Origin of the sequence: Rhodanobacter sp. C05, from assembly GCF_002001165.1 — a bacterium.
Lineage (GTDB): Bacteria > Pseudomonadota > Gammaproteobacteria > Xanthomonadales > Rhodanobacteraceae > Rhodanobacter.
The window spans coordinates 1-1,473 of sequence record NZ_MUNQ01000004.1 but is presented as its reverse complement, the minus strand read 5'-3'; the positions used below and the strand labels follow the sequence as shown (position 1 = coordinate 1,473).

At 62.9% G+C, this 1,473-nt stretch carries 1 protein-coding gene; it reads left to right on the top strand.

What is annotated here, in order from left to right:
- Positions 1–98 precede the first annotated feature (98 nt).
- Positions 99–1,193, top strand: coding sequence for an IS110 family transposase (locus tag B0E51_RS00015; protein ID WP_077442797.1), 1,095 nt, complete (start codon positions 99–101; stop codon positions 1,191–1,193).
- The last annotated feature ends 280 nt before the right edge of the window (positions 1,194–1,473 follow it).

Below are 1,473 nucleotides of genomic sequence, written 5' to 3'. Positions count from 1 at the left end.
CGTCCGCCTTGAACGAGTAAAAAGAGACTTCCTCCCCTTACGGCCTCGAAGGCCATGATGGTGTTGCGAAACAACCGTCAGCAGAAGAGGAAGTCTCCATGAGCACTATAACCCTGGGTGTGGACTTGGCGAAGAGCGTGTTTTCGGTGTGCGAAGTGAACGGCAGCGGCCACGTGCTGCGCCGGCTGGACTTCAAGCGCGATGCCTTCGCGGTGTGGCTGGCGCAGGTGCCAGCGGGCACCGTGGTGGCCATGGAAGCGTGTAGCGGCGCGCATCACTGGGCACGGCGTTGTCAGGACGTCAGCCTGCAGCCGCGGCTGATGGCCGCGCAGTTGGTGAAGCCATATCGCCTGAGCCAGCGCAGCAAGAACGATCGCAACGATGCCGAGGCGATCGCTACCGCCGCGCGCCAGGGCAACATGCGTTTTGTGCCGGTGAAGGACGTCGATCAGCAAGCCCGCCTGGCGTGGCATCGGGTGCGCGAGGGCTACAAGGCCGAGTCGCTGGCCATCGGCAACCGCCTGCGCGGCTTGCTGGCCGAGTTCGGGATCGTGGTGGCGACGAGTGATGTGGCGCTGCGCCGTGTCTTGGGCGATCTCGATCAGGCGGCGCTGCCGGGTGAGTTCAAGGAGCTGCTTCGTGGCCTTGAGTGGCACTGGACCGAAGTGCGCAAGGCCCTCGACGCGTGCGATGCCCGCATCGACGCCCATGCGCGAGAGGACGAACGGTGTGTGCGCTTGCGCGCCATCATCGGTATCGGCCCGATCACCGCCGATGCGATGGTCGCCAGTCTGGGCTCGGCCAAGGACTTCAGGAACGGCCGGCAACTGGCCGCATGGCTGGGTCTGGTGCCGACCCAGCACTCCAGCGGCGGTCATACCCGGCTGGGCACCATCAGCTGTCGCGGCGACGCATACTTGCGCACCTTGCTGATTCAGGGTGCGCGTAGCAGCCTGCAGCGTGCCAAGGCAGTCAGTGTGGAGAAATCCACGCCCGAGCAGATCTGGATCCGGCAGATGGCCTGTCGTATGCCGTTCGGCAAAGTGCTGGTGGCGATCGCCAACAAACATGCACGCCAGTTGTGGGCGATGCTGGCGCACGAGCAAATCTACGACGCCGACGCGTGGCTGAAGCACCCGATGGTGCAGCGCTCCGCCGGCAAACATGCCATCACGGTCGCGGCCATGGCATGAATCGGTTTCACGTCAGTGCGAAGCGGTAGCAACGGGTCAGACCAACCCGGAGAGAACCTGACTAACAATCTGGACGTCTAAACGTGTTTCGTCCGATCCCCGAACACTGACGACACCGCTGGATGAATGAGGTCTTCGGGTGCGGTTTATACCCTGGTCCGCATCAGCAACATCGGTGCAACAAGACCGTTTACGGAAATGCAGTCTGGCAACGTTGCAACTCCGCACAGTACTGACACGCACGACGCAGCGAAGAGGACAACATGATGACCAGCATCGG